At 37.3% G+C, this 2,906-nt stretch carries 3 protein-coding genes; 2 read left to right on the top strand and 1 reads right to left on the bottom strand.

Translation table 11 applies throughout. From position 1 onward, the window contains the following. A partial coding sequence (locus K5Q99_RS21540) for a GTP pyrophosphokinase (RefSeq protein WP_220778089.1) occupies positions 1-825 on the top strand: 825 nt, incomplete at its 5' end. 137 nt (positions 826-962) lie between these two features. After that, on the top strand, positions 963-1,229 hold the full coding sequence (locus K5Q99_RS21535; RefSeq protein WP_220778088.1) for a hypothetical protein: 267 nt from the start codon (positions 963-965) through the stop codon (positions 1,227-1,229). A gap of 492 nt (positions 1,230-1,721) precedes the next feature. On the opposite strand, the gene K5Q99_RS21530 is transcribed toward K5Q99_RS21535, so the two are convergent. After that, entirely contained in the window at positions 1,722-2,819 is a 1,098-nt protein-coding gene (locus K5Q99_RS21530) for an IS4 family transposase (protein ID WP_373317135.1), read from the bottom strand. Positions 2,820-2,906 lie beyond the last annotated feature (87 nt).

Raw genomic sequence — 2,906 nt, 5'->3', positions numbered from 1 at the left:
ATTTCAGATTTAATTGGCCTCAGAGTCGTTTGCTTATATGAGGATGACATCGAAAAAATTAAGGCGGTATTAGATCGGCATTTTTCAGTCATTGACGTGACAGATAAAATTTCTCTAATGGAGAAAACTGAAGATTCATTCGGTTATAAGGGGTTGCACTTAGACTTAAAACTAGGAGACGATCGCAGTGAGATGCCTGAATATAAAGCATTTGTGGGTTTTAACTTTGAAATTCAAATACGAACTATCGTTCAAGATTCATGGAGCGTTTTGGATCATAAAATCAAATACAAGAAAAAAATCCCAAATAAATTAAAAAGAAGAATAAATACATTGGCTGCATTATTTGAATTGGCTGATAGGGAATTCCTTGCAATAAGAAATGAGACTGAACTTGAAATACAAAAAGCCGAAGATGATGATACAGATGAAGCATTAGACTCTAACGTTGCAGGCCCAAAAAATTTAATATCATCTAATGGGAATGGATTATTAACTGCATTCGGACTTCTAAAAATAGCTAATCACTTCTTCTCTGGTTTTGATGCTGAAGCACATAAAGTTGATGGGTTTACAGATGAAATTGTTTCTTTGGAACCTGATATAACAAGAACTAAGTTGAATACCTACATGAAGGAAGGTATTGCAAAAGTAAAACGCTATAAAGCTGACTTTGAAGCCAATGGAAACTCAAAAGATACTTTAAATCCATATACCATGATAAGACACTGCTTGTACTATGGTAATAAAGATGTATTCAGTTCAGTTCTCACCAATGCTTCTAAAGAAACATTTGAAAAATGGCTTGGTGAAAATGATGGCTAACAAGAAAATCAACAGGACTTAAAAAAGTTTGTTGTTTTTCGTTCCTCAAGCATTTTAACAAACCATTTTAAGCCCGTTATTTTGGCGTTATGTGCCATTGTTGCCTAGTTTGATTGTCAATTAATAAGGTTTTTGAAGTGAATGGAATTAGACGATACATTGATAAGGAATATTTTTACCTTTTTTATGGTGTGGTTTTTTGTATAGCAATAATTATTTGGTTTCAATTTTTTGCATCTGACTGGCGGGAAATTGTCACTCAGGGGCAAGAAATTTCTGACATTATAGTAAACTTTTCTTTATCCTACTTGGCGGGTTGGATTGTTTATATGGTTTCTACTTTTATTCCCAAGATAAATACGCGTAAAAAGAGAAGAGAAACGCTAAGGCCATTACTAAAATAAATAGTCTATGATTTTAAATTTAATATCAGCAACTCATTACTTATTCCAAATCAAGTTGATAATAAGTTGTTGTATGATAAATATCATAATAAGCCATTAACTATTGATTAAAGACGGTTTCAACGCATTAAATAAATATATTGATGTCGAACGTAGTTCTGTAAGAATGAACATTCTAGGTATGAAGATGCAGCCTCATACTTATAAAGAACAGCTTGTGTGCCTTTGTTTAAACGATAAAGCTAAACATTTTAAATGTTAGACAAGTTTAATGTGTTGCTAGATGAAACAGCACTTGAGTTAATCAATAAAATTGAATACTCAGACTTCATAAAAATTTCAACTCAACAATACGAGCATTTTAATGATTATTGTTATACTGAAAGTTCATTTTTCGATCACTACAAGGCGGTGGTCGCTTTAGATTTATATATCGAAAATAAACTGTAGCTTAATGAAGTCGCACATAACAAAAACCTCTGGGGGATCCCCTCATAATTGAGGTCTTCCAGCGTCATGAACTAAGTTTATATATTCGATTAATGCCCAGCGAAAAATTGTCTCCTTAACCGGATATTTGTCTCTTTTGCGTACTTCCTTTCCAAGTCTAACAATTGATAGCACAGCCTGCTTTCTCACTGTATTGGCTTGAAAATATCTTTGCCATCCAAGGTGTTGTGCCGCTAACCCAATACACCACAACACGATTTCAGCCAGCATAGAGATGAGCAGCAATACATCATATCGCTTTGGACAACGGCTGCGGCTTTGTCTAAGGCCCATGCCATATTGCGGACTTTTTAAATCGCGGAAGGTTTCTTCAATTTGCATTCGCTTAGCATATAAATCGACGACCTTTGAAGGGCCAAAGTAGTCCGGCGGTAGATTTGTTGCGAGTAGCCAAGGCTCTTTACTCCCTAAGCTGTAACTCTTTTGTGCGGTGTGATTTCGCCCAGCTTTAGAAGAATGTTTATCCTTACGCAGCTTAGGTTTAGCTTTAAACAAGTGCAGGTAACATTGTAGCGGAGACTTGCGCGCTAACTTGACGCTACCCATGTATTTCGCGGTTGAATTCGCTTTAGGATAGAGGGATTTATTTGACTGCCATGATGTTTGGCCGTTGAGCATAAAACTGACATCACCGCGAACTCTACCTAGCCAAAACCAGCCATGGCGCTCGACTTCCCTAAACCAAGTATTGCGATAACCTGCATCGGTGACGATGAGCGGGCAGCATCCTGGCGGCAATACGTTAGCAAGCTCAGCTAAGTAAGCGTTATGACTGCGTGGGGCATTGTAATCTTCAAACAGAAAAGTGCGTTCGTACAAAGTAATGGAGCGACCTTTAACACTGATTGATGCGCGTAAGGTCATCATTCGCAGTTGTTCGCGCACATCAGACCAATCCACAAGAATAATTGGCATCGGATTTGAGCCGCAGAGATACTGTGCATGCCATTGATAAATAGCGAACTTATCTTTGACAACATGTAGATTTCCGAGCAGTCGGTCAATACGCTTGATATTGTGTTTTGGTGCAACGTTACCCGCGGTGTTTTTCAAGATAGTTGTCACTCTTTGTTTAAATATTAAGCTGCATTTATTACGCCTTCTTCTGGTGCCTTATCTGGGTTGAGTGTTACAGCGCCAACCGCTTCACAATTTCTGATCTCTGTA

The sequence above is a fragment of the Shewanella hafniensis genome, from assembly GCF_019655335.1.
GTDB lineage: Bacteria > Pseudomonadota > Gammaproteobacteria > Enterobacterales > Shewanellaceae > Shewanella > Shewanella hafniensis.
Note: the sequence above shows the minus strand (reverse complement) of the source record. Positions and strands in the feature narration are given on the sequence as shown.